The organism is Oleiphilus sp. HI0061 (genome assembly GCF_001635675.1).
In genome coordinates, this window is sequence record NZ_LWFE01000792.1 from 1 (window position 1) to 468 (window position 468).

Sequence of the window (468 nt, forward strand, 5' to 3'; positions counted from 1 at the left end):
CAAATGATGCCTGCATCCAAGCTGGCGGCGACGAACAAGCCAAGCTCTTCACATTGAGATACGAACTCCTCCTGAAATGGGCCTTTGCAAAGCAATGGCTCTTTTATCAGTCTCCACCTTAAACCTGTTGTGATGGTATCTATGGCTCTTTTGGTTCCAGTTCCATCGTGGCCTGCACGAATAAAATACGCAAATGGCTTACCTTGAGTTGTTTCTAGACAGTCATAGTAACAACGATCAAAAACATCCTTGATTAGGCCCGACATATAGCCAAGGTTTTCGGTAGTTCCAATTATGATCGCATCTGCGGAAATTATGTCGCTAGATTGAGTGTCCAAAGGTTTTAGGTAGTTTACTTCGATCCCTGTGAAGTTCTCCACTGATGCTCCTTTGATTGTCGCATCTACTAGCTTAATCAAGTTCGGGGATGGCGCATGAGCGACGATTAGAAGTTTTTTGGAGGCGGTC

At 44.9% G+C, this 468-nt stretch carries 1 protein-coding gene; it reads right to left on the minus strand.

Annotated elements, in window-relative coordinates:
- The coding region (locus A3735_RS09620; protein ID WP_369820521.1) for an NAD(P)H-dependent oxidoreductase at positions 1-380 on the minus strand (380 nt) is incomplete at its 3' end.
- Positions 381-468: the final 88 nt, after the last annotated feature.